Source organism: Arthrobacter sp. DNA4, from assembly GCF_024362385.1.
GTDB lineage: Bacteria > Actinomycetota > Actinomycetes > Actinomycetales > Micrococcaceae > Arthrobacter.
Genome location: NZ_CP101466.1, coordinates 3,739,895 through 3,764,826 on the forward strand (window position 1 = coordinate 3,739,895; position 24,932 = coordinate 3,764,826).

At 65.7% G+C, this 24,932-nt stretch carries 18 protein-coding genes and 1 pseudogene; 7 read left to right on the plus strand and 12 right to left on the minus strand.

The window, feature by feature from the left end; genetic code table 11:
- Position 1 precedes the first annotated feature (1 nt).
- From NMQ03_RS17340 to NMQ03_RS17350, 3 genes are all read right to left on the minus strand, one after another.
- Entirely contained in the window at positions 2 to 976 is a 975-nt protein-coding gene (locus tag NMQ03_RS17340) for a sugar ABC transporter permease (protein WP_255173213.1), read from the minus strand.
- Positions 977 to 2,506 (minus strand): extracellular solute-binding protein, encoded by a 1,530-nt coding sequence (locus NMQ03_RS17345; RefSeq protein ID WP_255173214.1) that lies wholly within the window; start codon positions 2,504 to 2,506, stop codon positions 977 to 979.
- 122 nt (positions 2,507 to 2,628) lie between these two features.
- Positions 2,629 to 3,297, minus strand: coding sequence for a YesL family protein (locus tag NMQ03_RS17350; RefSeq protein ID WP_255173215.1), 669 nt, complete (start codon positions 3,295 to 3,297; stop codon positions 2,629 to 2,631).
- Positions 3,298 to 3,552: 255 nt separating this feature from the next.
- On the opposite strand from NMQ03_RS17350, the gene NMQ03_RS17355 reads away from it, so the two are divergent.
- Positions 3,553 to 4,758 carry a Gfo/Idh/MocA family protein gene (locus NMQ03_RS17355; protein ID WP_255173216.1) on the plus strand — a complete coding sequence of 402 codons (1,206 nt, stop codon included), beginning with the start codon at positions 3,553 to 3,555 and terminating at the stop codon, positions 4,756 to 4,758.
- Between the two features lie 41 nt (positions 4,759 to 4,799).
- Here the strand turns inward: NMQ03_RS17355 and NMQ03_RS17360 are convergent, their stop codons facing one another.
- Genes NMQ03_RS17360 through NMQ03_RS17380 form a run of 5 tightly spaced genes read right to left on the minus strand, consistent with a single transcriptional unit; the run spans position 4,800 to position 9,924 of the window.
- Positions 4,800 to 6,071 (minus strand): MFS transporter, encoded by a 1,272-nt coding sequence (locus tag NMQ03_RS17360; RefSeq protein ID WP_255173217.1) that lies wholly within the window; start codon positions 6,069 to 6,071, stop codon positions 4,800 to 4,802.
- 2 nt (positions 6,072 to 6,073) lie between these two features.
- Entirely contained in the window at positions 6,074 to 6,706 is a 633-nt protein-coding gene (locus NMQ03_RS17365; protein ID WP_255173218.1) for a Poxvirus protein I5, read from the minus strand.
- Between the two features lie 10 nt (positions 6,707 to 6,716).
- Entirely contained in the window at positions 6,717 to 7,634 is a 918-nt protein-coding gene (locus NMQ03_RS17370; RefSeq protein ID WP_255173219.1) for a carbohydrate ABC transporter permease, read from the minus strand.
- Positions 7,631 to 8,584, minus strand: coding sequence for a carbohydrate ABC transporter permease (locus tag NMQ03_RS17375; RefSeq protein WP_159630789.1), 954 nt, complete (start codon positions 8,582 to 8,584; stop codon positions 7,631 to 7,633). Before NMQ03_RS17375 ends, NMQ03_RS17370 begins: the two co-directional genes overlap by 4 nt.
- A 50-nt stretch (positions 8,585 to 8,634) precedes the next feature.
- Complete coding sequence (locus NMQ03_RS17380) at positions 8,635 to 9,924, minus strand: ABC transporter substrate-binding protein (RefSeq protein WP_255173220.1); 1,290 nt, start codon at positions 9,922 to 9,924, stop codon at positions 8,635 to 8,637.
- 176 nt (positions 9,925 to 10,100) lie between these two features.
- On the opposite strand from NMQ03_RS17380, the gene NMQ03_RS17385 reads away from it, so the two are divergent.
- Both NMQ03_RS17385 and NMQ03_RS17390 read left to right on the plus strand, forming a co-directional pair.
- The gene (locus tag NMQ03_RS17385; protein ID WP_255173221.1) at positions 10,101 to 12,116 is read left to right on the plus strand and encodes a beta-galactosidase; all 2,016 of its coding nucleotides are present in this window, start codon (positions 10,101 to 10,103) and stop codon (positions 12,114 to 12,116) included.
- A gap of 206 nt (positions 12,117 to 12,322) precedes the next feature.
- Entirely contained in the window at positions 12,323 to 13,696 is a 1,374-nt protein-coding gene (locus NMQ03_RS17390; RefSeq protein WP_255175652.1) for an HNH endonuclease signature motif containing protein, read from the plus strand.
- A gap of 190 nt (positions 13,697 to 13,886) precedes the next feature.
- On the opposite strand, the gene NMQ03_RS17395 is transcribed toward NMQ03_RS17390, so the two are convergent.
- The 3 genes from NMQ03_RS17395 to NMQ03_RS17405 all read right to left on the minus strand — a co-directional run bounded on the left by NMQ03_RS17395 (position 13,887) and on the right by NMQ03_RS17405 (position 17,406).
- Positions 13,887 to 15,128 (minus strand): ABC transporter substrate-binding protein, encoded by a 1,242-nt coding sequence (locus tag NMQ03_RS17395; RefSeq protein WP_255175653.1) that lies wholly within the window; start codon positions 15,126 to 15,128, stop codon positions 13,887 to 13,889.
- A 399-nt stretch (positions 15,129 to 15,527) separates the two neighbouring features.
- Positions 15,528 to 16,472, minus strand: coding sequence for a carbohydrate ABC transporter permease (locus NMQ03_RS17400; RefSeq protein WP_255173222.1), 945 nt, complete (start codon positions 16,470 to 16,472; stop codon positions 15,528 to 15,530).
- The gene (locus tag NMQ03_RS17405; protein ID WP_255173223.1) at positions 16,462 to 17,406 is read right to left on the minus strand and encodes a carbohydrate ABC transporter permease; all 945 of its coding nucleotides are present in this window, start codon (positions 17,404 to 17,406) and stop codon (positions 16,462 to 16,464) included. The genes NMQ03_RS17400 and NMQ03_RS17405 overlap by 11 nt, the downstream gene beginning before the upstream one ends.
- Positions 17,407 to 17,771: 365 nt before the next feature.
- Here NMQ03_RS17405 and NMQ03_RS17410 point away from each other — a divergent pair, with 365 nt between their 5' ends.
- The 4 genes and pseudogenes from NMQ03_RS17410 (at position 17,772) to NMQ03_RS17425 (ending at position 23,400) form a co-directional block, all read left to right on the plus strand.
- The gene (locus NMQ03_RS17410) at positions 17,772 to 19,040 is read left to right on the plus strand and encodes an ABC transporter substrate-binding protein (protein WP_255173224.1); all 1,269 of its coding nucleotides are present in this window, start codon (positions 17,772 to 17,774) and stop codon (positions 19,038 to 19,040) included.
- Between the two features lie 109 nt (positions 19,041 to 19,149).
- On the plus strand, positions 19,150 to 20,247 hold the full coding sequence (locus NMQ03_RS17415; protein WP_255173225.1) for an acetylxylan esterase: 1,098 nt from the start codon (positions 19,150 to 19,152) through the stop codon (positions 20,245 to 20,247).
- A pseudogene (locus NMQ03_RS17420) lies at positions 20,244 to 22,288 on the plus strand (DUF6807 family protein). The gene NMQ03_RS17415 and the pseudogene NMQ03_RS17420 overlap by 4 nt, the downstream one beginning before the upstream one ends.
- The gene (locus NMQ03_RS17425) at positions 22,285 to 23,400 is read left to right on the plus strand and encodes a Xaa-Pro peptidase family protein (RefSeq protein ID WP_255173226.1); all 1,116 of its coding nucleotides are present in this window, start codon (positions 22,285 to 22,287) and stop codon (positions 23,398 to 23,400) included. The pseudogene NMQ03_RS17420 and the gene NMQ03_RS17425 overlap by 4 nt, the downstream one beginning before the upstream one ends.
- Before the next feature lie 64 nt (positions 23,401 to 23,464).
- Here NMQ03_RS17425 and NMQ03_RS17430 read toward each other — a convergent pair whose 3' ends face one another.
- Positions 23,465 to 24,916, minus strand: coding sequence for an aldehyde dehydrogenase (NADP(+)) (locus NMQ03_RS17430; protein ID WP_255173227.1), 1,452 nt, complete (start codon positions 24,914 to 24,916; stop codon positions 23,465 to 23,467).
- Between the last annotated feature and the right edge of the window lie 16 nt (positions 24,917 to 24,932).

Genomic DNA, 24,932 nt, shown 5'->3' on the forward strand with positions numbered 1-24,932 from the left:
GCTAGAACAGTCCGCTCTGGTTGAATCGCTTGGCCAGCCAGTTGGTGCCGAAGATCAGCACGATGCCCACCAGGGATTTGAACAGGCCCACTGCGGTGGAGTAGCTGTAGGCGCCTTGGGTGATGCCCACGAAGTAGACGTACGTGTCAAAGACGTCCGCCACCTCACGGTTGAGCGCGTTGGTCATCAGGTAGATCTGTTCGAACCCGGTGTTGAGCATCTGCCCGATGGCCAGGATCAGCATCACGATGATCGTGGAACGGATCGCCGGAAGCGTGATGTGCCAGACGCGCCGGAAGCGGCCGTCGCCGTCGATGATCGCGGCCTCGTACTGGTCCTGGTCCACGGTTGAAAGGGCGGCCAGGAAGATGATGGTGCCCCACCCGGTGTTCTTCCAGATCTCCTGCAGCACGATCAATGGCCGGAACCAGGCAGGATCTGACAGGAAGTCGATGTGCGTGCCCATGGCGTTGTTCAGGAACTGGAACAGCGGCCCGATGTCCAGGGCAAACAGCAGGAAGCTCAGCGACGCCACGATCGTCCAGGACAGGAAGTGCGGGATGTACACCAGCGTCTGGACCGTGCGCTTGAGGATGGACAGCCGGACCTCGTTCAGCAGCAGCGCCAGGATGATGGTCAGCGGGAAGGCCACCCCGAGGTTCAGGAAGGCAAGGATCAGGGTGTTGCCCAGCAGCCGGGGGAAGTCCGGGTTGGCGAAGAAGTCCTCAAAGTTGCGGAACCCCACCCAGGGGCTGCCGTTCACGCCCAGGAACGGCACGTAGTCCTTGAAGGCGATGGTGACCCCGTACATGGGGGCATAGCGGAACACCGCGAAATACACCACGCCGGGCAGCAGCAACAGGTACAGCCATTTGTAGTGCGCGAAATGGACGGAGAACCTGCCCCCGTTCCGGGGAGCGGGCGCGGTCCTGCGCGTCCGCTCCCCGGCGAGGGTGTCAATGACAGGGGCTGCCATTTACTTGTTGTCCTGCCAGAGCTTGTTGATTTCTTCCTTGACCTTGTTGCCGCCGCTGGTGTCCCACAGCTTGATGGCATCCTTGAGGCCCTGTTCGTCGATCTGTCCGGCCAGGTACTTGATCCGCGCGTCGGCCACGATGTTGTCCAACTGGGCACCCTTGGCCACGTAGGTGGCTGAAACGTAGGGCGCTGCCGGGTTGTAGACGGCGCTCTTGAGGTCTTCGGCCATGACGTCGGTGCGCTTGTCGAAGACCTGCTGTTCGTAGTCGGAGGCCTGCTTCACGGGGTAGAACTGGTTGCCGGCAACGTTCATGCCCAGCTGGGCGTAGCTCTTAATGTCGGTGCTGACGGCCTTGCCCTCCGGCGTCTCCGGCTTGATGGTGGCCGCCTTGCCGGCCTCCACCGTGAAGTTCACGCCCTCGATGCCGTTGTTCAGCAGGACCGCAACATCCTTGCCGTTCATGGTGTTGAGGAAGGCCAGGACCTTGTCCAGTTCAGCCTCGCTCTTGACGCTGGCCTTGGGGATGGCAAGGAAGCCTGAGTAGCCGTCGGTGGGGTGGGCGCGCAGTTTGCCGTCCGGGCCTTCGAGGTTGCCCACGAAGCCCACCTTGTTCTGGAAGTTGGTGGGGTCTGCCTGCTTGAAGAGGTTGATGAGCACGCTCACGCGGGAATCGACGTCGACGATGATGCCGCCCTTGCCATTGAAGAACGGCTCGTTCCACTTCGTGCTGTCAAAGGTGGCGAAGTCCGGGTTGATGAGCTTTTCGTCCACCATCTTCTTGATGAACCGGTCTGCCTCGAGGAACTCGTCGGTCTCGAAGCTGGGAATGAGCTTCCCGTCCCGCTCCGTCCAGCGGTTCCCGGCGCCGTACCATTCCTCGATCAGGTCGTAAGGGCTGTTCGTGCCCAGCGCACCCCACTTGGGGATGGTGATGCCGTAGGTGTCATTGACGCCGTTGCCGTCCGGATCCTGCTCGGTGAAGGCCTTTGCCACCTTGTACAGGTCCTCCGTGGTCTTAGGCGGCTGCAGGCCCAGCTTGTCCAGCCAGTCCTGCCGGAACATGACAGCCGCGCGCATCGGGGAGCGGCCGCGGAAAACGCCGTAAACCTTGCCGTTGACGCTGGCGTTCTTCTGGATATCCGGAAAGGTGGTCTTGAGGTTGGGGTACTTGTCCAGTTTGTCGGTGAGGTCCCAGAACGCGCCCGCCTGGGCGTTCTTGACGAAGCCGGGTGTTTTGCCCTGGATCACCATGACCTGCGGGATGTCGGATCCCGCCAGCGTGATGTTGGTCTTGTCCTCGTAGGAGGCGTTCGGCGCCCAGTTGATCTTGACCTGCTTGCCCGTGAGCTCCTCCAGCTTCTTCTGGACTGCACCGTCCGCTGCGGGCGGCTGGGCCTCCAGGAACGGGGCCATGATGGACACCGACGTGAGGTCCGCTGCCGGGGCGTCCCCGCCACTGCAGGCCGTGAGGGACAGCGCCGTGGCAGTTACGACGGCGGCGGCCAGGGAGAGTTTGCGATGGATCATATTTCGTCCTTTTCCACTTCTTTGAGGTTTGTTGGGCTGGCTGGCCCACGGTTTTGATACGTTTCATTCCTACGCCGGCACAAGGTTGCACCCACCGGAAGCAACCAGGGCGGCGAAGGATGTCAGGCGGCGGGAGCCCCTTGGAGGGCGGTGCGCGCGGCAGGCTCCCCCGCCGCGGCCACCGACTCGTCATTGGCCGCGAAGAAGCGGTCACACAACCAGCCGGTGAGGTAGAGCCAGGCCCCGATGCTGAAGAATGGAACCAGGCCCGGAAGGCAACTGCTGGCATAAAGTACCGCGGCGGAGACAAAGAGCAGGATGACCGTTCCCGCCAGGTGCCGCACAGCGAACCGGGATGACATCAGCAGGTACTGGGGCAAGGTCAGCTCGTACCGGGCATACATCGGGAACACGTAGCAAACGGCCCCCGCCAGGAAGATTGCGGCAACAAGGATGCCGCTTACCATGAACTGCGCCAGGACTCCCCTGCCTCCGGAAAAATAGTTCCAGTTCAGGACAAGGGCCGCCGCAATGGCCATGACCGGGAAAGCCAGGGCGTTGGCCCGGACAAAGTTGCGGAAGTATGCGGAGGCAAACTCCCGCAGCAGCGGAACAGCATTGCCTGCAGCCCGCTTGCGCACCGCAATCTGTGCCGCGGCGGTGGCCGGGCCCGCACCAAAGATGCCAAAACCCAGCAGGGTAAAGGCAATCCACAGCAGGTTCAGGCCGGCAATCCATACGAGCGTGTCAAAAAATGAGTAGGCGCGCGCACTGAAGGTCCCGGACAGCATGGCACGGCTCCCTTCTGTTCTCCATCGTTGCAGAGGCGAAGCGGAAAGTGTCCCGCATCACGCTGGTAATCGGTTTCTCGAAAATGTAGACCCGCTGCCCGTCCTCGGTCAAGCGGAAATTTGAATCGTTACATTGCTGGACTGCGGCCGCCTCTTTGCCGCACACTAAAAGCTGGAAAGCGCTTGCTGCCTCGACGCTCGCGCACATGATGCAGGTGCCCGCAAGGCAGGTGCCAGTGGCCAGAACGGAGATCCATGAAAACGGCAACGGAAGCCGCCGGCAGCGCCGCCGCAGCTTCAGCAACAGCCCCGGCACGGGTTGCACTGGTGGGAGTGCACGGCTTCGGCACCCACCATCTGCGGAACCTCCAGCGCCTGCAGGCGGCAGGCAGTGTCAGCCTGGTCGCCGTGGCGGACCCGCAGCCGCAGGCACCCGGCACCCTCCCGCCGTCGGCCGCCGTCTACCCGGGGCTCGGGGAGCTCCTCACCGCTACCCGGGACCTGGACCTGGTCATCGTGGCCACCCCCATCCAGACGCATGCCCCGCTGGCCTTGGCCGCCCTGGCCACTGACGCTGAGCTGTACCTTGAAAAGCCACCTGTCGCCTCCCTGGCCGACTTCAACCGGATGCGCACGGCAGCCGCCGGGTCAGGCCGCGGGGTGCAGATCGGCTTCCAGAGCCTCGGCTCGCACGCGCTTGGAGCCATCGAAGAACTGCTCGCCGCCGGGACCATCGGAACACTGGAGGGCATCTCCGCCACCGGCCGGTGGGTCCGGGACAGGGCCTACTACACGCGCTCCCGCTGGGCAGGAAAACGCAGCATTAACGGCGTGGATGTGGTGGATGGCGTGGCCACCAACCCGTTGGCGCACGCGGTGGCAACCGCCCTCCGGATTGCCGGGGCGCGCACCACAGCAGACCTCGCGTCCGTGGAAACCGAGCTGTACCGGGCCAATGACATCGAGTCCGATGACACCTCCGTGATCCGGATCCGCACCGCAGCGGGCCTGCCCATCACCTGCGCCCTGACCATCTGTGCCCCGGAATCCGTTGAACCGTACGTCACCCTGCAGGGTTCGGTAAGCACGGCTGTGTTCCACTACACCGAGGACCGCCTGACGGTGGAGTCGGCGGCCGGTCGCACGGAGGAAACCTTCGCCCGGGACGACCTGACGGAGAATCTCCTGGCCCACCGCGGCCACGGCGTTCCGCTTACCAGCAGCCTGGCGGACAGCGGAGCCTTCATGCTGGTGCTGGAAGCCATCCGGACCGCACCGCCGCCCGCCCCCATCGATCCCGCCTGCGTCCACTGGGAAGGCGAAGGAGACGCTGCGCATGCCGTGGTGGTGGGCATCGAGGAAGCCCTGGAGCGCGCGGGCCGGCAGCATGCCACGTTCAGCGAGATTGGGCTCCCCTGGGCTGTGGCCGCGCCGGTGGTCTTCGACATCCCTGCGTCCTGATGCGCTTCAGGACCCGGCGGCGCAGCCAGCCGCCGGGTCTTTCACTCCCGCGCAGCAACCCTCCGGCGCCGTCCATGGCGCCACAGGAGCAGGCCCACCACGGCCGCGGAGAGCATGCCCAGTCCACCGGTGGCCACCAGCCCGGTCCGGACGCCGAATTGTTCGGTCAACCAGCCCGCCAGGAGGCCGCCGCAGGCGTGGCCGCCCAGCAGGAGCGGAAGGTACAGGGCCATCACCCGGCCGCGGATGGCAGGCCCGGCCTCGAGCTGGACGGCCGTGGCTGCGCTGGTGAGGAACAGCAACGTCATGATGCCCACCACCGCCAGCATCGCCACAAACAACGCCAGGGTGGGCATCAGGGCGGCCACCAGCTGGGACAGGCCAAAAAGGCCCGCGGCGGCCACAATGCCCCTGCGCCCCATGGTCCCCAGCCGGGCTGCCAGGAGGGCACCGGCCAGGGCGCCGCCGGCGCTGACCATGTTGAAGAGGCCAAAGCCCTCCACGCCGTTGTGCCACACTTCCTGGGCGAAGGCCGCGAGGACCACCGGCCCGTTCATGCCGAAGGCGCCCAGCAGGCCGGCCAGCAGGATGAGGAGCAGCAGGCGCGGGCGTTCACGGACGTAGCGGAAGCCGGCAAGCACCTGCCCGCGGCCCCGCTCGGCGGGTGTACCGGGATGCAGTTCGTGCGGCCGGATGCCGGCGATCAGGACCAGCACCACCAATCCAATCAGTGCGTTTGAGGCGAAGGCGGCGGCCGTCCCTGCCTGTGCGATCAGCACGCCGCCCGCCGCGGGGCCGGCCATGGCACCCAGCTGGGCGAGGGCGTTATTCAGTCCGATGGCGGGACGCAGGGCGGCGTCGCCCACCACTTCATTGACGAAGACCTGGCGGGTGGGCTGGTCCACCGCCGCGGTGATGCCCAGCGCCATGCAGCTGGCGTAAACAACCCAGACAGTAATGGTGCCGCTTGCAGCCCAGGCCGCCAGTCCAAGGCCGAGCAGCACAATGACGGACTGGCACACCATCATGATCCTGCGCTTGGGGAAGATATCCACCACCAGTCCGGCAAGCGGCCCCACCACGAGCATGGGCAGGAACTGAAGGGCGACGGCGGCCCCCACCGCGGCCGGGCTCCCCGTCAGTTGCAGCACCAGCCAGTCCTGCGCCAGCCGCTGCATCCAGACGCCAAGGCTGCCGGCGAGCTGCATGCCCAGAAAGAGCCGGTAGTTGTGCTGCTTAAGGGGGTGGTACCAGCGCGGCTGGCTGATATTCGGGCGTGCAGACGGTGCGGGACGGGTGCGGCGGGACGGCACGGTCAGCGTCGGGCGCGGCTGGAGCGCAGTTTCACTGCGGCGGCGGCAAGGATCAGGCTACCGGGGACCACGACGAACAGCGCGGCGAGCATCCAGACAAACACCACGGCGCAGAACAGGGCGGCCGCCAGCAGCAGCGACCCCGTCCAATCACGCAGGGAGATGTCCTTGCCCACCTGGAAGGCCTGGTGCCAGGTGTCCTTGCCCATGGCGCCTGAAGCCGTGGCGTCGGACCAGGCGGACGCGCTGCGCAGCAGCAGGACGGCGCCGCAGCCGGCGAGTATCAGCGTGGCCGGGAGGACCACTTCGCGGCCCGGCAGCTGCCCCACCCATGCGAGCAGGAGGTTGAGGACAATCACGACGCCGGCTCCCGTCGTCGTGATTCCCAGCTTCCAGCTGCCCGGCAGGGCAGCCCTGAACAGGCCCCACAACCCCCTGACGGAATCGTCCCTGCCATTGAGGTGACGTTCAAGGTGGGCGGTCCCGGCCGCGTAGGCGGCCGGGATGGTGGCCAGCGGTATGGACAGCACCAGCACCAGCACCCCCGTCAGGAGGGTTTCGGAGAACAGTGCAAACCGGTTCACCGGGATTGGCTCGTGGCCTGGGGCGGATGTGGTGCTGTCCATGACGCTCATCTTCCTTTTCCTAGCCCTTCAGTCCCTGGGTGGAGACGCCTTCGACGATGTAGCGCTGGAAGATCAGGAAGAAGATCAGCACGGGCAGCAGGGCCAGGACGGACATGGCGATCATGGCGCCGTAGTCGGAGGACTGGGTCTGGTCCACGAACAGCCGCAGGGCCAGCGGCAGCGGGTACTTGTCCGGGGTGTTCAGGTACAGCAGCGGGCCCAGGAAATCGTTCCAGCTCCAGATGAAGGAGAAGATGGAGGTGGAGATGAGGGCCGGCTTCATCAGCGGCAGCATGATGGATCCGAAGATCCGCGCATGCCCCGCACCGTCGATCCTGGCGGCTTCATCCAGTTCCGCGGGCAGGCCGCGCATGAACTGGACCATCAGGAAGACGAAGAACGCGTCCCCGGCCAGGAACTTGCCGATCAGCAGCGGGACGTAGGTATCCACCAGGCCCAGCTGCTGGAAGATGATGTACTGCGGGATGATCACCACGTGGAAGGGCAGCAGCAGGGTGGCGATCATCATGCCGAAGAACAGGCTGCGGCCGGGGAAGTTGATCCGGGCGAACGCGTACGCCGACACGCTCGCGGACAGGATGGTCCCGACGACGGCGCCGAGGGCCAGGATCAGCGAGTTGGTGAAGAACTGCAGGGTGGACACCCCGCCGATCCCCTCCATGGCGGTCACGAAGTTATCAAAGCTGAAGTTGTTTGACCACAGCGACGTGTTCTGGCCGCCGATCTCCGAGTTGGGCTTGAAGGAGGAGGCGATCATCCACAGGCCGGGATAGAGCACGATGGCAGTGAGGACAAGGGCCACCAGGTGGAAGATGGCGCTCTTGGCCCGTTTGGCCCCCATCGACTCGGATTTCGGATTGTAGGCCGGGGCGGCGGCGTCCGGTGTGGACTGTGTTGGCGTTGCCGTGGTTGTCATTTTGAATCACCGCTGTAGTGGACCCAGGACTTGGACGTGCGGAAGAAGATCAGCGTGATGATGCCCACCACGATCACCAGCAGCCACGCCATGGCAGAGGCGTAGCCCATCCGGAAATCGCTGAAGCCCCGCAGGTACAGGTAGAGGGTGTAGAAGAGGGTGGATCCGGCGGGGCCGCCGTCACCGTTGGAGATGATGTAGGCCGACGCGAAGATCTGGAACGCGTGGATGGTTTCCATGAGGAGGTTGAAGAAGATCACCGGGGAGAGCATGGGCCAGGTGATGTTGAAGAACTTGCGCACCGGGCCGGCACCGTCCATCGACGCTGCCTCGTACAGCTCACCGGGGATCTGCTTGAGGCCGGCCAGGAAGATCACCATCGGGGCGCCGAACTGCCACACGGTCAGGAGAATGAACATCGGCATGGTCATCGAGGGGTTGCCCACCCAGCCGCCAAGGTTGATCCCGAAGAAGGACAGGCCCTGGTCCACCGGGCCGGAATCGCCGAACATGGCCTTCCAGACGATGGCGATGGAGACGGACGCACCGATCAGGGACGGGGCGTAGAAGGCAGAGCGGTAGAAGCCCTGGCCGCGGCGCTTGCTGTTCAGCAGCATGGCCACCGCCAGCGCCGCCGCGAGCTTCAAGGGCGTACCGAACACCACGTAGCCCACGGTCACGCCCACGGACTGCAGGAAGCGTTCGTCCTGGAACAGGGTGGTGTAGTTGTCCAGTCCGATCCACTTGGGCGGCTCGAACAGGTTGTAATTGGTGAAGGACAGGTACAGCGAGGAAATCATCGGCCCCACCGTGAGGGCAATGAATCCCAGCAGCCAGGGCAGCAGGAAGGTATAGCCGGCGCGGGCATCCGAGCCCCGCTGCCGCGACTTGCGCGGCAGCGGGGAACCGGACGACGCCGGGCGCCTGCTCAGGGTTGGGGTTTGAGTCACGAGATCATTCCGTCAGTGGTAAAACCAGGGTGGAAGGGCATGGCGCCGGATCAGGCGTTCTGCTTGATGAGGTCTTCGGCTTCCTTGAACCACGCGTCGACGGCCCCGTCAACCGTGACCTTGCCGTAGTTGAGGTCGGAGGCGATCCGGCCGAACGACGCTTCCAGCGTGCCGAAGCCAACGATGGGCGGCTCCGGAGCGTCCTTGAGGTACTGCGCAATTGATTTCTCGTAGTCCACCACGAGCTTGTCGGCGCCTTCGAACGTGGTGCCATCCCGCTGGGTCTTGGAAGCCGGAACGCCGCGGGAGGTCTTGAAGATCTGGCCTACTTCGGGGTCGTTGACCATGAAGTCGATGAAGCGGGCGGCGGCGTCCTTGAACTTGGTCTTGGCACTGGCCACCATCAGCATGGAGGGCTTCAGGAACAGGCCCAGGTTGTTCGGGTCGTCCGACGGCACCGGAACAAGCTTGAGTGATTTGGCCCCGCTGTCGGCCAGGTAGCCCGCCATGAAATTGTCCCAGGTAACCTCAGAGGCTGTGACGTTGGAACCGAAAGGGGACTTGGGCTTGAGCTGGGTTACCCTGTCTTCCGGGACGAGGGCCTGCGTGCCGCGAAGCTTCGAGTTGAGGTTCCACCAGGTCTTCAGGTCGTCCTTGCTGAAACCAAGCTTCCCATCGCCGTTGAAGGCCTGGATGTTCTTCTGGCGGAGCCAGATGTTGAACTGCCACCACACGCCCGTGAAATCCGTGGAGCCGAACAGGGTCCCGTTGCCCTTGTCCCCGACTTCCTTCAGGAATGCCTGGTATTCCGACCAGGTCCAGCTGCCGTCCGGCTCGGCAATACCCAGGGATGCCAGCTTGGCGGGGTCGTAGTAGACCGCGAAGGCGTTGGTGCTGGTGGGGATACCGTAAGTCTTGCCCTTGATCTGGCCCGAAGGCAGGAGCGATTTTTCGAAGGCGTCAGTGTTGATCTTGACCGTGCCCAGGTCCAGGAGCTGGTTGCGCTGGCCGTAGTCCCGCAGGTAGGACAGGTCCCACTGCATGACGTCGGGAAGACCGCCGCCGGCGGCCTCGGTGGCGCGCTTCTGCCAGTAGCCGGCGAAGTCCGTGAAGTTGCCGTTGACCTTGATGTCCGGGTTCTTCGACTCGAAGAGGGCAATGGCCTTGCGGGTGCGCTCGGCGCGGTCGTCGTTGCCCCACCAGGTGTAGTTGATGGTGACGGGTTTGTCGGCGGATCCGGTCTGTCCGGAAGAGCTGGATCCGTTCCCACAGGCCGACAGGGCTGCGGCAGATGCGGTGCCGATGGCCACGGTTGTGAGGAAATGCCTTCTATTGATCACGGGAGCCTCCTTGCTCGATGTGTGTTGCCCTTCCGCTCTGCCTACAACGCGAGTAGTGAGCTGGCTTACACGGCTTCTGAAACGATACAATATCGGCATTCCCGGAATTGGGCAAGCGTTTTCCAAACGTCTGACCAATGGCCCCGTTCCGCCTTGCGAGCAGACAAAGGAGTCACATGACACAGCAGGAAACCAGCTCCCCTTCGAGCGTTTGGAACAGGGTTGAGGGCCTGGCCTTCGGTGGTGACTACAACCCCGAGCAGTGGCCGGTGAGCGTCCGGCTGGAAGATCTGGACCTCATGCGGGAAGCGGGCGTGAACTTCCTCAGCGTGGGGATTTTCTCCTGGGCGCTGCTGGAACCCTCCGAGGGACGGTATGACTTCGGGTGGCTGGACGAAGTGATGGACAACCTCGCAGGGATCGGCGTGAAGGTGGCCCTGGCCACCGCCACCGCTGCTCCCCCCGCCTGGCTGGTCCGCAAGCACCCGGAGATCCTGCCCGTCACGGCTGACGGGACCGTGCTGGGACCGGGCTCGCGGCGGCACTACACGCCGTCGTCGTCCGTGTACCGCCGCTACGCCGCGGGCATCACGCGCGTTTTGGCCGAACGGTACAAGGACCACCCCGCGCTGGCTTTATGGCACGTGGACAACGAACTGGGCTGCCACGTCTCGGAGTTCTACGGGGAGGAGGACGCCGCCGCCTTCCGTGCCTGGCTGGAGCGCCGGTACGGGAGTGTCGATGCTCTCAACGCCTCCTGGGGCACGGCGTTCTGGTCCCAGAACTACGGTTCGTTCGATGAAATCCTGCCGCCGTCGGTGGCGCCGTCCACGCTGAATCCGGGCCAGCAGCTGGACTTCCAGCGCTTCAATTCCTGGGCGCTGATGGACTACTACCGCGAACTCGTGGCGGTGCTGCGGGAAGTGACACCCGGCATTCCGTGCACCACCAACCTAATGGCCTCCAGCGCCACCAAGTCCATGGACTACTTCGACTGGGCCAAGGACCTGGACGTCATCGCCAATGACCACTACCTGGTGGCGGCGGACCCCGAACGGCACGTGGAACTCGCGTTCAGCGCGGACCTTACCCGCGGCATTGCGGGCGGCGACCCGTGGATCCTGATGGAACATTCGACGTCGGCCGTGAACTGGCAGCCCCGCAACCAGCCCAAGATGCCCGGTGAGATGCTGCGCAACTCCCTGGCGCACGTGGCCCGCGGGGCCGACGCCGTGATGTTCTTCCAGTGGCGCCAAAGCTTCGCGGGCTCGGAGAAGTTCCACTCCGCCATGGTGCCGCACGGCGGACGGGACACCCGCGTGTGGCGCGAGGTGGTGGACCTCGGCGCCGCGCTGAAGCGGCTGGAACCGGTGCGCGGTTCCAGGGTGCAGGCCCGCGCCGCCATTGTTTTCGACTACGAGGCGTGGTGGGCCGGCGAGATCGATTCGAAGCCCAGTATCGACGTGAAGTACCTGGACCTGCTGCGGGCGTTCCACCGCGCCCTGTTCCTCCGCGGGATTTCCGTGGACATGGTGCATCCGTCTGCTTCGCTGGATGGGTATGACCTGGTGCTGGTGTGCACGCTGTATGCGGTTTCGGATGGGAACGCCGCCAACATCGCTGCTGCCGCCGCTGCCGGTGCCACGGTGCTGGCGAGCTACTTCAGCGGGATCGTGGACATGCAGGACCACGTACGGCTGGGCGGTTATCCCGGGGCGTTCCGCGACCTTTTGGGGGTGCGCGTGGAGGAGTTCCACCCCCTGCTTGCCGGGTCGCAGCTGAAGCTCAGCGACGGGACGGTCTCCTCGGTATGGAGCGAGCAGGTCCGTCTGGCCGGCGCGGAGGCGGTGCAGACCTTTACCGGGTATCCGCTGGAAGGCGTTCCTTCCCTCACCCGCCGGGCCGTGGGTTCCGGGGCAGCCTGGTACCTGGCCACCTTCCCCGACCCCGACGGCATCGAGGCCGTCCTCGACCGGCTGCTCGCCGAGTCAGGCGTGACGCCGGCTACCGACGCCGATCCCGGGGTGGAGCTGGTCCGCCGGATGTCCGCCGACGGACAAAGCTTCCTGTTCGCCATCAACCACACGCGTTCGGCTGCCTCGGTTTCCGCCACGGGCACCAACCTGCTGACTGGTGAGCCGTTTGCGGGCACGGTTCCGGCAGGCGGCGTGGCGGTGGTTGCGGAGGGCTAGATACACGCGTTCCGGAACGTTCGACGGCGGGACCAGGGCGGCCAGTGGTGACGTTTTCCACATAGCGGTTTTGGGCGGCCTGAATTGTCGGAGGGTGCTGGAAGACTCTGGCTATGGAAGCGGTTGTGGGGGCGGCAACAGTAATGGAGGCGGAGCCTCGGGTGCCTTCCATCACTGATGTCCTGAGGCTCTTGGAGTCTGTTCCCATGGCGGGCGATGACGCCGGGAAGATCGATCAGATCCGTGGGTTGGAGGACCTGAAGTCGCTGGCGGGTTCCCGGCAGGCTGATACCGCTGTTGCGTTTGATTTATCCCAGCGGCGGGAGCAGGACGATGCCGGGGTCCCGGCCGACGGGCAGGGCGCCGGGGTCGCGGCGCAGATCGCGTTGGCCCGGCGTGAACCACCGGCGAGGGGTTCCCGGCTGCTGGGCCTGGCCAAGGCCCTGACCGGCATGCCGCACACGTTCGAGGCGTTCCGGGCCGGCCTCTTGAATGAGTGGCGGGCCACCCTGATCGTGAAGGACACCATCTGCCTGTCGGCCCAGGACCGGGCCGCGGTGGATGAAGAACTCGCCGCCGACACCGGAGCCCTGGACGGCCTGGGAGACAAGGCCATTACCGCCGCGGTCCGCGCCGCCGCGTACCGGCGGGACCCCGCCTCGGTCGCGAAGCTCACCAGCCGGGCCGTGGCCGAGCGGTGCGTGAGCCTGCGCCCGGCCCCGGACACCATGACCTACCTGACCGCGCTGCTCCCCGCCGCCCAGGGCGTCGCCGCCTACGCCGCATTATGCCGGGACGCCGACACCGCCCGAAGCGGCGGGGATGATCGGTCCCGGGGGCAGGTCATGGCGGACACCCTCGTCGAACGCGTCACCGGCACCCCCGGCGGAATCAGCGGGGTTCAGATCCAGCTCGTCATGACCGACCGCACCCTCCTCCACGCCGACACCGAACCCGCACGGCTGCCCGGCTACGGCACCATCCCCGCCGAACAGGCACGAAACATCGCCCTCACAGCTCCCGGTGACAACGACCTCAACCTCTGGGTGCGCCGGCTCTACACCGCCCCCGGCGCCGGTGAGCTGGTGGCGATGGACTCCACAGCCCGGCTCTTCCCGGCAGCACTGAAACGCTTCCTTCAAATCCGGGATGACACCTGCCGGACCCCCTACTGCGACGCCCCCATCAGGCACCACGACCATGTCACCGCCTGGCACCACCGCGGACCCACCACCGCCGGAAACGGCCAAGGCCTCTGCGAAGCCTGCAACCACACCAAAGAAACCCCAGGATGGGCCGCACAAACCATCCCCGGCCCACGCCACACCGTGGCAACCACCACCCCAACCGGCCACACCTACCACTCCACAGCACCACCACTCCCCGGAACCGGCATGGGTAAGCGGCTCAAGGAACAGCTTCTGCACGGGGAGTCCTCCCCACCCTGCCCTCCGGCACGAATCCTCTCCGTCCAGGTCCTGGGGCGGGTCCTGCCCTCCGAACCGGTCCGGCGGCCGGTTGAACCGGAACGACGGCATAACGAGCTTCGGACCAGGCGAAGGGAACGCGCCGCCCCATAGAAGCTGCGCCGTGGAACGCGGCTGCTCAATTCCACCACCCCGCCCGGGCAGCCTGACACCTGCGCTTTAAACAGCTCCACCCCGGAAGGAACCATGGGTTCCTTCCGGGGCAGAGCTGCCACCCGCCGTCGGACGTCTGTGATGAGGAGGCACCATACAGACGGTCCGGAGCCGTGTGGCGGCGTGAGGACTAGCTGCTGATGGCGGACTTCATCTCATCTGTCGCCTTCTTGCCGGCATCCTCCGGGGACAGCCGCTCGAAGAGGACTTCGGAGGTGTAGCGCTTGATGATTTCCTGGATGGCGCCCGCACCCTTCGGCGGGGGCGCCGGAGCCTCGCCGAGTTCGTCCTTGATCTGGTCGATGAAGTTGACCACCTTGACGTCGGCCGGGGTCAGTTTCGGCTGGATGGCTGCCCGGACCTCGGAGTTGGGGTAGACGCCGCGGTCTGCAAGCAGGGCTTCGCCGGCCTTGACGTTATTGGTGAGGAAGTTGATGAACTTGGCGGTTTCCTGCGGGTGCTTGGTGCGCGATGATGCTGACCAGAACTGTGAGGCCTTGTACCAAAGCTCGGTATCCGCGGACGATCCGGTCTTGGTGGGGAACCGCAGGATCTTCAAGTCCCCGCCGCTCGCCTTTTCCAGGGCCGGGGCCTGGTTGGACCACCAGAAGGCCATGCCGTTCTTGCCTGTTGCCAGTCCGCTCTGGTCAAGCGGGGCAGCCTCGGCCTCCACCACCTCGGATGCGGACGGCACTGCCTTGTCCCTGCTGAGCTTCTTCAGGAAGGCCCACCACTCGGCGATGTCACCGGGCTCGAAGCCCAGCTTGCCGTCGGACGTATACAGCGACTTGCCGTCCTGCCGGAGCCAGACTCCCAGGGAGGCCTCGTCCGTTCCGTAGGCCGCCGCGCCATAAGTACCCTTCGGCGACTTTGCAGTGATCTCGGCTGCGATGCGGCCAAAGTCCTCCCAGGTCCACTTTGTGTCGTCCGGAAGCGGCACTCCGGCAGCCTGGAAGACGGCGGGGTTGGCCAGGATGGTGGCAGCATTGATGCCGGCGGCGATGCCGGTCAGCCCCTTTTCGCCCTTGCCTGCGTTCAGTGCTGCCTCATCCAGCTTGGACGTGTCGATGTCGTACTTGGACAGGTCCAGAAGGGCACCCCGGCTTGAGTACTCCGTGATGTACTTTTCGTCCATCTGGATGATGTCGGGGGCATCATTGGCCGCCACCTGCGTGGCCAGTTTGTCCCAGTAGCCGCTCCAGTCCCCAAACTCCGGCTTGATCTTGATCTTGGGGTTTTCGGCCTCGAACTGCTTGATTGCTTCCTGCGTCAGCTGCGCGCGCTTATCGCCGCCCCACCACGAGAAGCGGAGCTCTACGGTGCCGTCCGCACTCTGCGGGGCGGCTCCTCCACCGCAGGCACTGAGGGCCATAACGGCGGCGACGACGGCGGCAATCGCGCCGGCCTTGCGGGTCCGGACACTGCGGGCTTGGACACTGCGGCGTTGGGGGTTTGGGCCTGAAGCTGGTGCCCCTGCTGTCTGCTTCGCAGCAGACGCAGGACGGGGAAAAAGCGGCACTGTGTACTCCGATCTTCGTTGATCCAGGTGCGGGTGATGGGTCTCAGCTGTGTGGTTGAGGAGGGGAACTCGGCGGCGGGACAGAGGCCTACCGGCTGTGCGCAAGTCCCTGAAAGCGCTTTCTGCTACAGATACTATAAGTTTGCTACTTGTAATACAAGATGTTTCTTTGCTGAGGCCGGGAATGTTGCGGCCAATGGCAAACGGCCCGCCACCAGGGCGGGCCGTTCGGACCTGCATTGTCTCTGAGGGTTACTTGATGCCCGTGGTGGCGATGCCCTTGATGAGGAACCGCTGACCAAAGAGGAAGACCAGGAAGACCGGCAGCAGCGACACAATGGACATGGCGAACAGGGAACCCCAGCTCGTGGCCGACTGGGAATCCACGAAAGCCCGGAGGGCCACCGGAACGGTGAACATGTCCGGATCCGTGAGGTAGATCAGGGCACCAAAGAAGTCGTTCCACGTCCAGATGAAGGTGAAGATGGTGGTGGTGGCCAGCGCCGGCACCATCAGCGGCAGGATGACCCGCAGGAAGATGCGCGGATGGCCGGCACCGTCGATTCGTGCAGCTTCATCGAGTTCACGCGGAATACCGCGGATGAACTGGACCATGAGGAAGACGAAGAACGCGTCCGTGGCCAGCAGTTTGGGCACCAGCAGGGGCCAGAAGGTGTTCACCCAGCCGATCTGCGAGAACAGGATGTACTGCGGGACGATCACCACGTGGAACGGCAGCATGATGGTGAGAAGCATGATGCCAAAGAACAGTTTCTTCCCCGTGAACTGGAGCCGGGCAAAGGCGTAGGCGGCCATGGAGCAGGAAACGAGGTTTCCCAGGATGGAGCCGATCACCACGATGGCCGAGTTCAGCATGTAGTGGCCAAAGGGGTGGGTCAGGGCTGACCAGCCGGACGTGTAGTTGCTCATTTCCAGGCTGTTGAGCCAGAGGCCCGGCTCCCGGAAGATCATCTCGTTCGGCCGCAGCGACGACACCACCATCCACAGGAGTGGATAGATCATCAGCGCGCCGGTCAGGATCAGGATGCCGTGCTTCATGAGGGATTTGCCCCGCTGGGCCCGGCTGAAGGCCAGGGTTCCCCGGGACTCGCGGGCCCGCGGCTTGCGGTTGTTAGGCTTGCCGGCGCCGGCGGTCTTCTTGTCCGCGGCGGGCAGCGTCTCCAGGTTAGTCGTCATAGAAAACCCAATACTTAGAAGCGATGAAGTTGATGGCGGTAAAGACGCCGATGATGAGCAGCAGCACCCACGCCATGGCGGACGCGTAGCCCATGTCGAACTGGCCGAAGCCCTTTTGGTACAGGTACAGGGTGAAGAACATGGTGGAGTCTGAGGGCCCGCCGTTGCCGCCGGAGACGATGAACGCCTGGGTGAAGGACTGGAAGGAACCGATGATCTGCAGCACCAGGTTGAAGAAGATGATCGGGCTCAGCATCGGCATGGTGATCCGCCAGAACTGCTGGAGCGTGCTGGCGCCGTCCACCTTGGCGGCTTCGTAGTACATGGCGGGGATCTGCCGCAGGCCCGCCAGGAAGATAATCATGGGTGCACCAAACGTCCAGACGTGCAGCAGGATGATCGATCCCAAAGCGGTGCTGGGATCCGAGATCCAGCCCGGCCCCTGGATCCCGAACATGGCCAGGACCTGGTTGACCAGGCCCGTGGTGCCAAAGATCTGCTTCCACAGGATGGCCACGGCAACGGATCCGCCCAGGAGGGATGGCAAGTAGAACACCGAACGGTAGAACGGGAGGCCGCGGAGGCCCTTGTCCAGCACGAGGGCAATGAGCAGTGCAACGGCGAGCTGCAGGGGGACGCCGACGAAGACATAGGTGAAGGTGACCCGCAGCGAGTTGTGCAGCCGTGCGTCGCTGAGCATCCGGGTGAAGTTGTCCAGCCCAGTCCATTCCGGCGGCTGGAGCAGGTTGTAGTCGGTGAAGGACAGGTAGAGCGACATCAGCATCGGGCCGATGGTGATGGCCACCAGGCCCACCAGCCATGGCAGCAGGAAGATGTAGGCGGCCTTGTTGTCCCGCCTGTTGGCCTTCTTCTCCTCGGCGGTGGCTTTGCCCTTGCGCCGGGTAAAGGAGCTGAGCTCGCTGATGGCGCTCACAGGAGCTGCTCCGTCGGGGACGCCGGGAACACTGCGTACGGCACCAGGGCCGGACGCAGCGTCCCGGGGATGTGTTTTGCGGCCATGTGGTCTCCTTTGGTCATCGTGGCCTCCACGTTGCGGTCATCGCCAGGCGATGGGAGTGCGGCACCTCCGGCACGGTCGGCTGCTGCCGCAAAAGGCTGCAGGATTCCGCGCCGCGGGTGCCTTCGAAAATGCGGCTCCGTACCAAAGTAAACGGTTTCTTGACTCCTGCATAGCCCTTTGTTAGTTTTTCAGAAAACGTTTTCTGCTGGATCCATCACTCCACCCTAAATAAGAAGCCGAGGGGCACAACAATGAAGTTTGGTCTCAGAAAATCCGCCATGGGAGTCACCGGCGCCATTGCCGCCCTTGCCATTGCCCTGACCGGCTGCGGCAACAGTCCCCAGGCCGGAAAGGTGGGGACGGCGGAAGATCCCGTCACCATCCGGTTCGCCTGGTGGGGAAATGACTCCAGGGCTAAAACCACCATGGAGGTCATCAAAGCCTTCGAAGCCGCCAACCCCACCATCAAGGTCCAGGGCGAAAACACGGAATACAGCTCCTATTGGGACAAAATGGCGACACAGATCGCAGGTGGAACTACGCCGGATGTCATCGCCATGAGCGGCGCTTATCCCAGCGAATACGCCAGCCGCGGCGTCCTGCTGGACCTGGACAAGGTCAAAGGCCAGATCGATACGTCGAAGTTCGCGGAAGGCACCGTGGACCTGGGCAAGATCGATGGCAGGCAGTACACCATCACGGCAGGCGTCAATTCCATGTCAATGGTCCTGGACCCCAAGGTGTTTGAAGCGGCAGGTGTCCCCATGCCCGATGACGAGAAGTGGACCTGGGACGACTACGCAAGGATCGCCGCCGGGATCACCCGGAAATCGCCCGCCGGCACCTTTGGCACCACCCCCATGGCGAACGACTCTTTCCTTGCGGTCTGGGCCCGCCAAAACGGCGAGGACCTCTACACCGACGATGGGAAGAAAATGGGCATCAGCGAGGACACTCTTGCCCGCTGGTTCGAGCTCAACAAGAAGCTGATGGATACCGGCGGTGCCCCTTCCCCATCACAGACGGTGGAGGACGGGTCCGCGCAGCCGGAGATGACCCTGATGGGACAGGGAAAGCAGGGCATGAAAATCTCCTGGAGCAACCAGATGACGTCCTACTCCGGCGCGCCCCTGGTCATGGCAAAGCTGCCGGGCGAGAGCAGCAGGCCGGGTGCCTGGCTCCGCTCCTCCATGGAGTACGCCATCTCGTCCAAGTCGTCGCAGCCCAAGGAAGCCGCCCTCTTCATCAACTACCTGGTCAACAACATGGACGCAGCGTCCAAGATCAAAAGCGACCGCGGCATGCTTACCAACACCGAACTCAAGGCCGGCATCACTCCCCTGCTGAAGGAAACCCAGCAAAAGGAAGCCGCCTACCTGGACCGCATTGCCGCCCTTAAAGTCCAGGCCCCCAAGCCGTTCCCGGCGGGATCATCGGCAACCATGGAAGTTTTGAACCGTTACAACACGGATGTACTCTTCGGGAAGATCTCTCCGCGCGACGCGGCCAAGGGCATGATCTCCGAGGTAAACCAGAACCTCGCCTGACCGTAACGCCCACGGCGGCAGCAGGCAGGACCATTACCGAAAGGAGCCGGGCCACATGACTCCAGCACGGCCCAGCGCCATCGCCGGCTACGACGACTGGTAAGCCTACGTGAGAAGCAACCCCCGCCACCAGGCCTCAACCGCCGCGGCGCAGGAGCTTTCGGACGCGCTGGGCGTACCCGGTGCGGGTGCACTGCCGGAGGTCAGGGTGCATTGGGAGGAAACGTACGACGGCGCCACCACCTCCCAGCTCAGCTGGCAGTTGGGTTTCGGGCCGCGGACTACGGGCTGGCTGGTGCGGCCGGCTGGACGTCCCGGTCCCCTGCCGGGCGTCCTGGCACTGCACTGCCATGGCGGCAACAAGTTCGGCGGCGCGGACCGGCTGGTGGACCTCCCGGAAAGCCACCCGTCTGCGGCCGCAGCCCGTGCCGGGCTTTATGACGGGCGCGCCCTGGCCACGGACATCGCCCGCCGCGGTTTCGCTGTGCTGGCCCACGACTCCTTCGCCTGGGGCAGCCGCAGGTTTGACCTCTCAACGCCGCCGTGGCGCACCGCCTCCGCAGCGGCGGCGAGGCACGCGCAGTGGCGGGAGGACGGCGTCGTACCCACTGACGCGGACCAATACAATGCCGCCGCCGGCTTCCATGAGGACACCGTGGCCAAGGCCGCAGGCCTGCTGGGCACCAGCCTGGCCGGCATGGTGGCGTACGACGACCTCGCCGCCATGGAGGTCCTGGCAGCCCTGCCCGGGGTCGACCCGGAGAACCTGGGCTGCATCGGGTTCTCCGGCGGAGGTGGCAGGTCGCTGGCCCTGGCAGCCCTCAGTCCCCGTATCCGGGCCGCAGTGGTGACCTGCATGATGACCACCTTCGAGTCCCTCTTCCCCGCCTACCTGGACGCACACTCCTGGCTGCTGCAGACTCCGGGTCTGTGGAAGCTTGGTGACTGGCCGGAACTCACCGGCAGATCACCGGCCGCCCGGTTCCTGGTGCAATACGCCCTGGCGGATGAACTCTTCCCGGAGGACGGGATGCGCCAGGCGCACCACCTGCTGGAATCCCTGCACGCCGGTACAGACAAGTACACGGGCACCCTCTGGCCCGGAGGGCATGTCTTCACCGGGCCCATGCAGGACGAAGCACTCGATTTCCTGGCCCACACCCTGGCCGTCCGGCCCGTCCACAACCCATCCCAAGGACCCTCATGACCACACAGCACTCCGCCGCCGCGGACCAGCCGCACCAGCAGGCCGCTTCCACAGCCGTCCCGCGGGTGGCCCTGGTGGGCGTGCACGGCTTCGGCGAGCGCCACCTTGCCAACCTGTCCCGGCTCGAACAGGCCGGCGCCCTGGAACTGGTGGCCGTCGCCGATCCCAACCCGCCGCAGGCGGGCACCCTGGCCGCCCCGGTGGCTGTGTTCCCCGACCTGGATGGACTGCTTGCCGCCGAGCCGGGTGTCGACGTCGTCATCATTGCCACGCCCATCCAGACCCACGCCCCGCTGGCTTGTGCCGCGCTGGAAGCCGGGATGGACGTCTACATCGAGAAGCCGCCGGTGGCGTCCCTGGCACAGTTTGAAGAGGTCCTTGCCGTCGCCGGGGAGAATGGGCGGCTGGTCCAGGTGGGCTTCCAGAGCCTGGGGTCCCACGCGTTGCCTGCCATCACGGAGATGGTGGCTGCCGGGGATATCGGCACCGTCCTGGGCATCAGCGCCACCGGCCAGTGGCTGCGGACCAAGGCCTATTTCAAGCGCTCGCGCTGGGCCGGGAAGCGCAGCCTGGACGGCACCGATGTGGTGGACGGTGTGGCAACCAATGCGCTGGCCCACGCCGTTGCCACTGCACTCCATGTCGCCGGCGCCCACACCCTTGCAGATGTGGCCTCCGTGGAAACCGACCTCTACCGGGCCAACGACACCGAGAGCGACGACACCTCGGTGCTCCGGGTCCGCACGGCCGGTGGGAACACCCTGCTGTGCGCGCTGACGCTGTGCGCCCCCGAACAGCAGGATCCCACCGTCACTGTGCATGGAACCCTGGGCGACATCACCCTGTTCTATACGCGGGACGAGGTGGTCATCACCACCGCCGACGGCGAGCGCCGGGAAACATATGGCCGCACCGACCTGCTGGAGAACCTGCTGGACGCCCGTGCCACCGGGACGCCCCTGCTGTGCGCCCTGCAGGACACCGGCGCCTTCACCGCAGTGCTGGAAGCCATCCGCACTCTCCCCGCGCTACTCCGATTGATGCTGCATCCATCTTCTGGGAGGGCGACGGCGACGACGCCCACCCCGTGATCCAGGGCATCAGCGACCTGATCGGGCGCGCCATCAAGTCACAGGCAACGTTCGCCGAACTTGGCGTCCCGTGGGCCGGGGCCCTCCCGCCGGTCCGGGCGCTGGCCTTGGATGGCCGGCCGGTGGCGGACTACCAGGACGGCAGCCACATCCGCGCCGTATCCTCCCCGCGCCCCTACCTGCACCCTGTCCGGACCCTCGGCGGCACTGTGGTCACGGACCACATGCCGCTGGACCACGTGTGGCATCTGGGTGTTGGGGTGGCACTGCAGGACGTGGACGGCGTCAATTTCTGGGGCGGACGCACCTATACGCGGGAGGCCGGGCAGTACATCTGGCGCCCGGACCACGGCAGCATCACGGCCACCGCTTCACAGCAGACCGACGACAGCGACGGGCAAAAGGGCAGGCTCCAGGAGACCCTGGAGTGGAACGGCCCCGACGGCTCCCCCGTCCTGGTGGAGGAACGCACCTGGGCGTGGTCCGCCGTCGCGCCTTCCATCTGGCGGTTGTCCGTGGACTTTGCCCTGTCCCCCGCGGGGGACAAGCCCGTCAGCCTGGGCAGCCCGGGCTCCAACGGCCGCTTCGAGGGCGGCTACGGCGGCTTCTTCTGGCGCCTCCCGGCGTGCGGGGAAGCGGCGGTGTGGACGCAGGCCGGCAGCGGCGAGTCAAAGACCCACGGCAGCGTCACGCGCTGGCTCGCTTGGTCCGGAAGGTTCGACGGCGGGCCGGTCACCTTGGTGTTCGTCGCCCCGGAAGGCTGCACGGACCCGTGGTTTGTCCGTGTGGAGGGCTACCCCGGCGTGGGACAGTCGCTCGCCTGGGACAGTCCCGTCTTGGCCCGGCCGGGAAACCCGGTACGGCGGCACATCACCGTTTTCGTGGCCGACGGAATCCTGGCCACCGCCGACGTAGAAGCGCTAATTAACCAACAGGGGGACCCGTCATGACGCAAACAACAACCACAGCCGCTCCCCCGAAGGAGGCACGGCGGCCGCCGGGCTCAAGGACGGACCGCACCATCAAGCGCCGCCGCGTCCTGGACATCCTGGACGCGGCCGGGCGGGACTCCCTGCTCCTGACCTCCAACACTGCCCTGACGTGGTACCTGGACGGCAGCCGCGTGCACGTCAGCCTGGCCGTCGACCCCATCGCAGCCCTCCTGGTGGACCGCGACGGCGACCACCTGGTGACGTTCAACAATGAGGCCGGGCGGATCGCGGCCGAAGAGCTTCCAGCCCAGGTCAACCTGCACACCGTGCCCTGGTACGGCAACCTGCACCAGACCGCCGCGGCCCTCGGAAGCAGTTCCCGGCCGCCGCTCGCGGAAGCGGACGTCACAGCGCAACTGCGCGCTGCCCGCCAGCAGCTCCTCCCGGCCGAGAGCGCGCGGTACTCCCAGCTCAGCGCCGAGCTGGCTGCCATGATGACGGACGTTCTTTCCGCAGCGCGCCCGGAGACCACCGAGTTCGAACTCGTCTCGGCGCTGGCCGCCCGCGTGGTGGCGGCCGGCGCGGAGCCGCTGGTACTCCTGTGCAACGGCAGCTCCCGCAGCGATTTCCGGCACCCTTTGGCCACCCACGCCCCGCTGGGCCGTCGTGCCATGGCCGTGGTGTGCGCCCGCCGGGACGGCCTGGTGGCCAACATCACCCGCTGGATCAGGTTCGACGCCGGCACCCCGAAAGAGCGCGACGCCGAGGCCCGTATCGCGGCCGTGGAAGCGGACATCTTCGATGCCACGGTCCCCGGGGCGCGCCTGGACAGAATCTTTGCCGAAATCCAGGCAGCGTACGCCCGGCACGGCTTCGGGGCGGACCAGTGGGAGCAGCATCACCAGGGCGGACCGGCCGGGTACGCGGGGCGTGATCCCAGGGTGACGTCTGCGGTGACCGACACTGTGGTGCTGGACCAGGCCTTCACCTGGAACCCGTCAGGCCCCGGCGTCAAGATCGAAGACACCGTCCAGCTGACAGAGTCCGGCCTCCGCGTCCTGACGGTGGACCCGCGCTGGCCCGTAAGCACCGTCAACGGGCTGGAGCGGCCGGTGACGCTGCAGCTGTAGTAAACGAGTTTCCCGGGCAGCAGAAAACCCCGGAGCCGAAAGGCTCCGGGGTTTTCTTCGTTAGCTAAGGAAGCTGCAGTTCCCCGTCCACCCGGCGCGGGATGCGCAGCGGGTTGTCCTCGCGCAGTGCCGGGTGCAGCACGCTTTCCGGGGCGTCCTGGTAGGCCACGGGGCGCTGGAACCTGCGGACCGCCGTCGCACCCACCGAGGTGAACAGCGACGTGGTGGCGGGGTAGGGGCCGCCGTGCTGCTGGGCCCAGTTCACGGCCACGCCCGTGGGCCAGCCTTCGAACAGCACGCGTCCGGCCAGCCCGGAGAGCTGCTCCACCAAGGCCTTTATATCCTCGCCCTGCTCGCTGTGGAGCGTTGCCGTGAGGCTTCCGGGGACCTTGGCCAGAACGGCAGCCAGCTCCTCCCGGTCCTTGTACTCGATGAGGATGGTGGTGGGTCCGAAGCATTCCTCCAGCAGCTGCTCCGGGTTTTCCAGGACTTTGGCGGCACTGGTGCAAAAGGCCACCGGAGCGGCGCCGTTGGCCACGGCGTCCTGGTCCACGCTGCCGCTGACCACGTCCACGCCCTCCACCGATGCGAAGCTGCGCAGCCCCTCGGGGTAGGCTTCCGCGATCCTGCTGGTCAGCATGCCGTGCGCCGGTTTGTCCTTGGCGGCCTCCGCCACTTGTGCCGCGAACCCCGTCCCGGCGGGTATGAACACGAGGCCGGGCTTGGTGCAGAACTGGCCCGCTCCGAGGGTGAAGGAGCCGGTCAGCCCCGCGGCAAGTTCCGCGGAGCGCGCCTGAAGTGCCGCCGCCGTGATGACCACGGGGTTCAGGCTGCCCAGCTCGCCGTAGAACGGGATGGGGTCCGGGCGTGAGGTGGCAAGGTCGAACAGGGCACGGCCGCCGGGAATGGACCCGGTGAAGCCCACGGCCTTGATGGCAGGGTCCTGAACCAGGGCGCTGCCCACCTCGCGGCCGCTGACCAGCGCGAACAGGCCCTCGGGTGCGCCCGCGCCGCGCAGGGCCCCGGCCACGATTTCAGCGGTGCGCTCCGACAGGCGCAGGTGGCCGGAGTGCGCCTTGACGATCACGGAGCAGCCGACGGCGAGGGCTGAGGCGGTGTCTCCGCCGGCCACGGAGAAGGCGAACGGGAAGTTTGATGCAGAGAAGACGGCAACCGGGCCGATGGGCTTGAGGATCCGGCGGAGGTCCGGCTTTGGCGGGGTGGCTGACGGATCCGCGTGGTCGATGATGGCCTCCAGGTAGGAGCCCTCGGTAATCACGCGGGCGAACAGGCGCAGCTGCCCCGTGGTCCGGGCCACCTCCCCCGTGAGGCGCGGCGCCCCCAGGCTGGTCTCGGCGTCAGCGATGTCCACCAGCTCGGCGGCGTTGGCATCCAGGGCGTCCGCTACCGCCTTCAGCCAGCCGGCGCGTTCGGCGTCGGTCGCCGCGGCGGAGGTCCTGGCGGCTTCCGTGGCGGCAGCGGTGAGCTCGGACAGGGAAAGGGTTGCAGTTGTCACGTCAGGTACCTGTTCG

What these genes read in the sequence shown, in the direction of transcription:
- NMQ03_RS17350 (WP_255173215.1), bottom strand. Translation starts at nt 3,297, where the DNA reads ATGCTGTCCGGGACCTTCAGTGCGCGCGCCTACTCATTTTTTGACACG.
- NMQ03_RS17425 (WP_255173226.1), top strand. Translation starts at nt 22,285, where the DNA reads ATGACGCAAACAACAACCACAGCCGCTCCCCCGAAGGAGGCACGGCGG.
- NMQ03_RS17400 (WP_255173222.1), bottom strand. Translation starts at nt 16,472, where the DNA reads ATGACGACTAACCTGGAGACGCTGCCCGCCGCGGACAAGAAGACCGCC.
- NMQ03_RS17365 (WP_255173218.1), bottom strand. Translation starts at nt 6,706, where the DNA reads ATGAGCGTCATGGACAGCACCACATCCGCCCCAGGCCACGAGCCAATC.
- NMQ03_RS17340 (WP_255173213.1), bottom strand. Translation starts at nt 976, where the DNA reads ATGGCAGCCCCTGTCATTGACACCCTCGCCGGGGAGCGGACGCGCAGG.
- NMQ03_RS17355 (WP_255173216.1), top strand. Translation starts at nt 3,553, where the DNA reads ATGAAAACGGCAACGGAAGCCGCCGGCAGCGCCGCCGCAGCTTCAGCA.
- NMQ03_RS17370 (WP_255173219.1), bottom strand. Translation starts at nt 7,634, where the DNA reads ATGACAACCACGGCAACGCCAACACAGTCCACACCGGACGCCGCCGCC.
- NMQ03_RS17345 (WP_255173214.1), bottom strand. Translation starts at nt 2,506, where the DNA reads ATGATCCATCGCAAACTCTCCCTGGCCGCCGCCGTCGTAACTGCCACG.
- NMQ03_RS17410 (WP_255173224.1), top strand. Translation starts at nt 17,772, where the DNA reads ATGGGAGTCACCGGCGCCATTGCCGCCCTTGCCATTGCCCTGACCGGC.
- NMQ03_RS17395 (WP_255175653.1), bottom strand. Translation starts at nt 15,128, where the DNA reads ATGGCCCTCAGTGCCTGCGGTGGAGGAGCCGCCCCGCAGAGTGCGGAC.
- NMQ03_RS17385 (WP_255173221.1), top strand. Translation starts at nt 10,101, where the DNA reads ATGACACAGCAGGAAACCAGCTCCCCTTCGAGCGTTTGGAACAGGGTT.
- NMQ03_RS17390 (WP_255175652.1), top strand. Translation starts at nt 12,323, where the DNA reads ATGGCGGGCGATGACGCCGGGAAGATCGATCAGATCCGTGGGTTGGAG.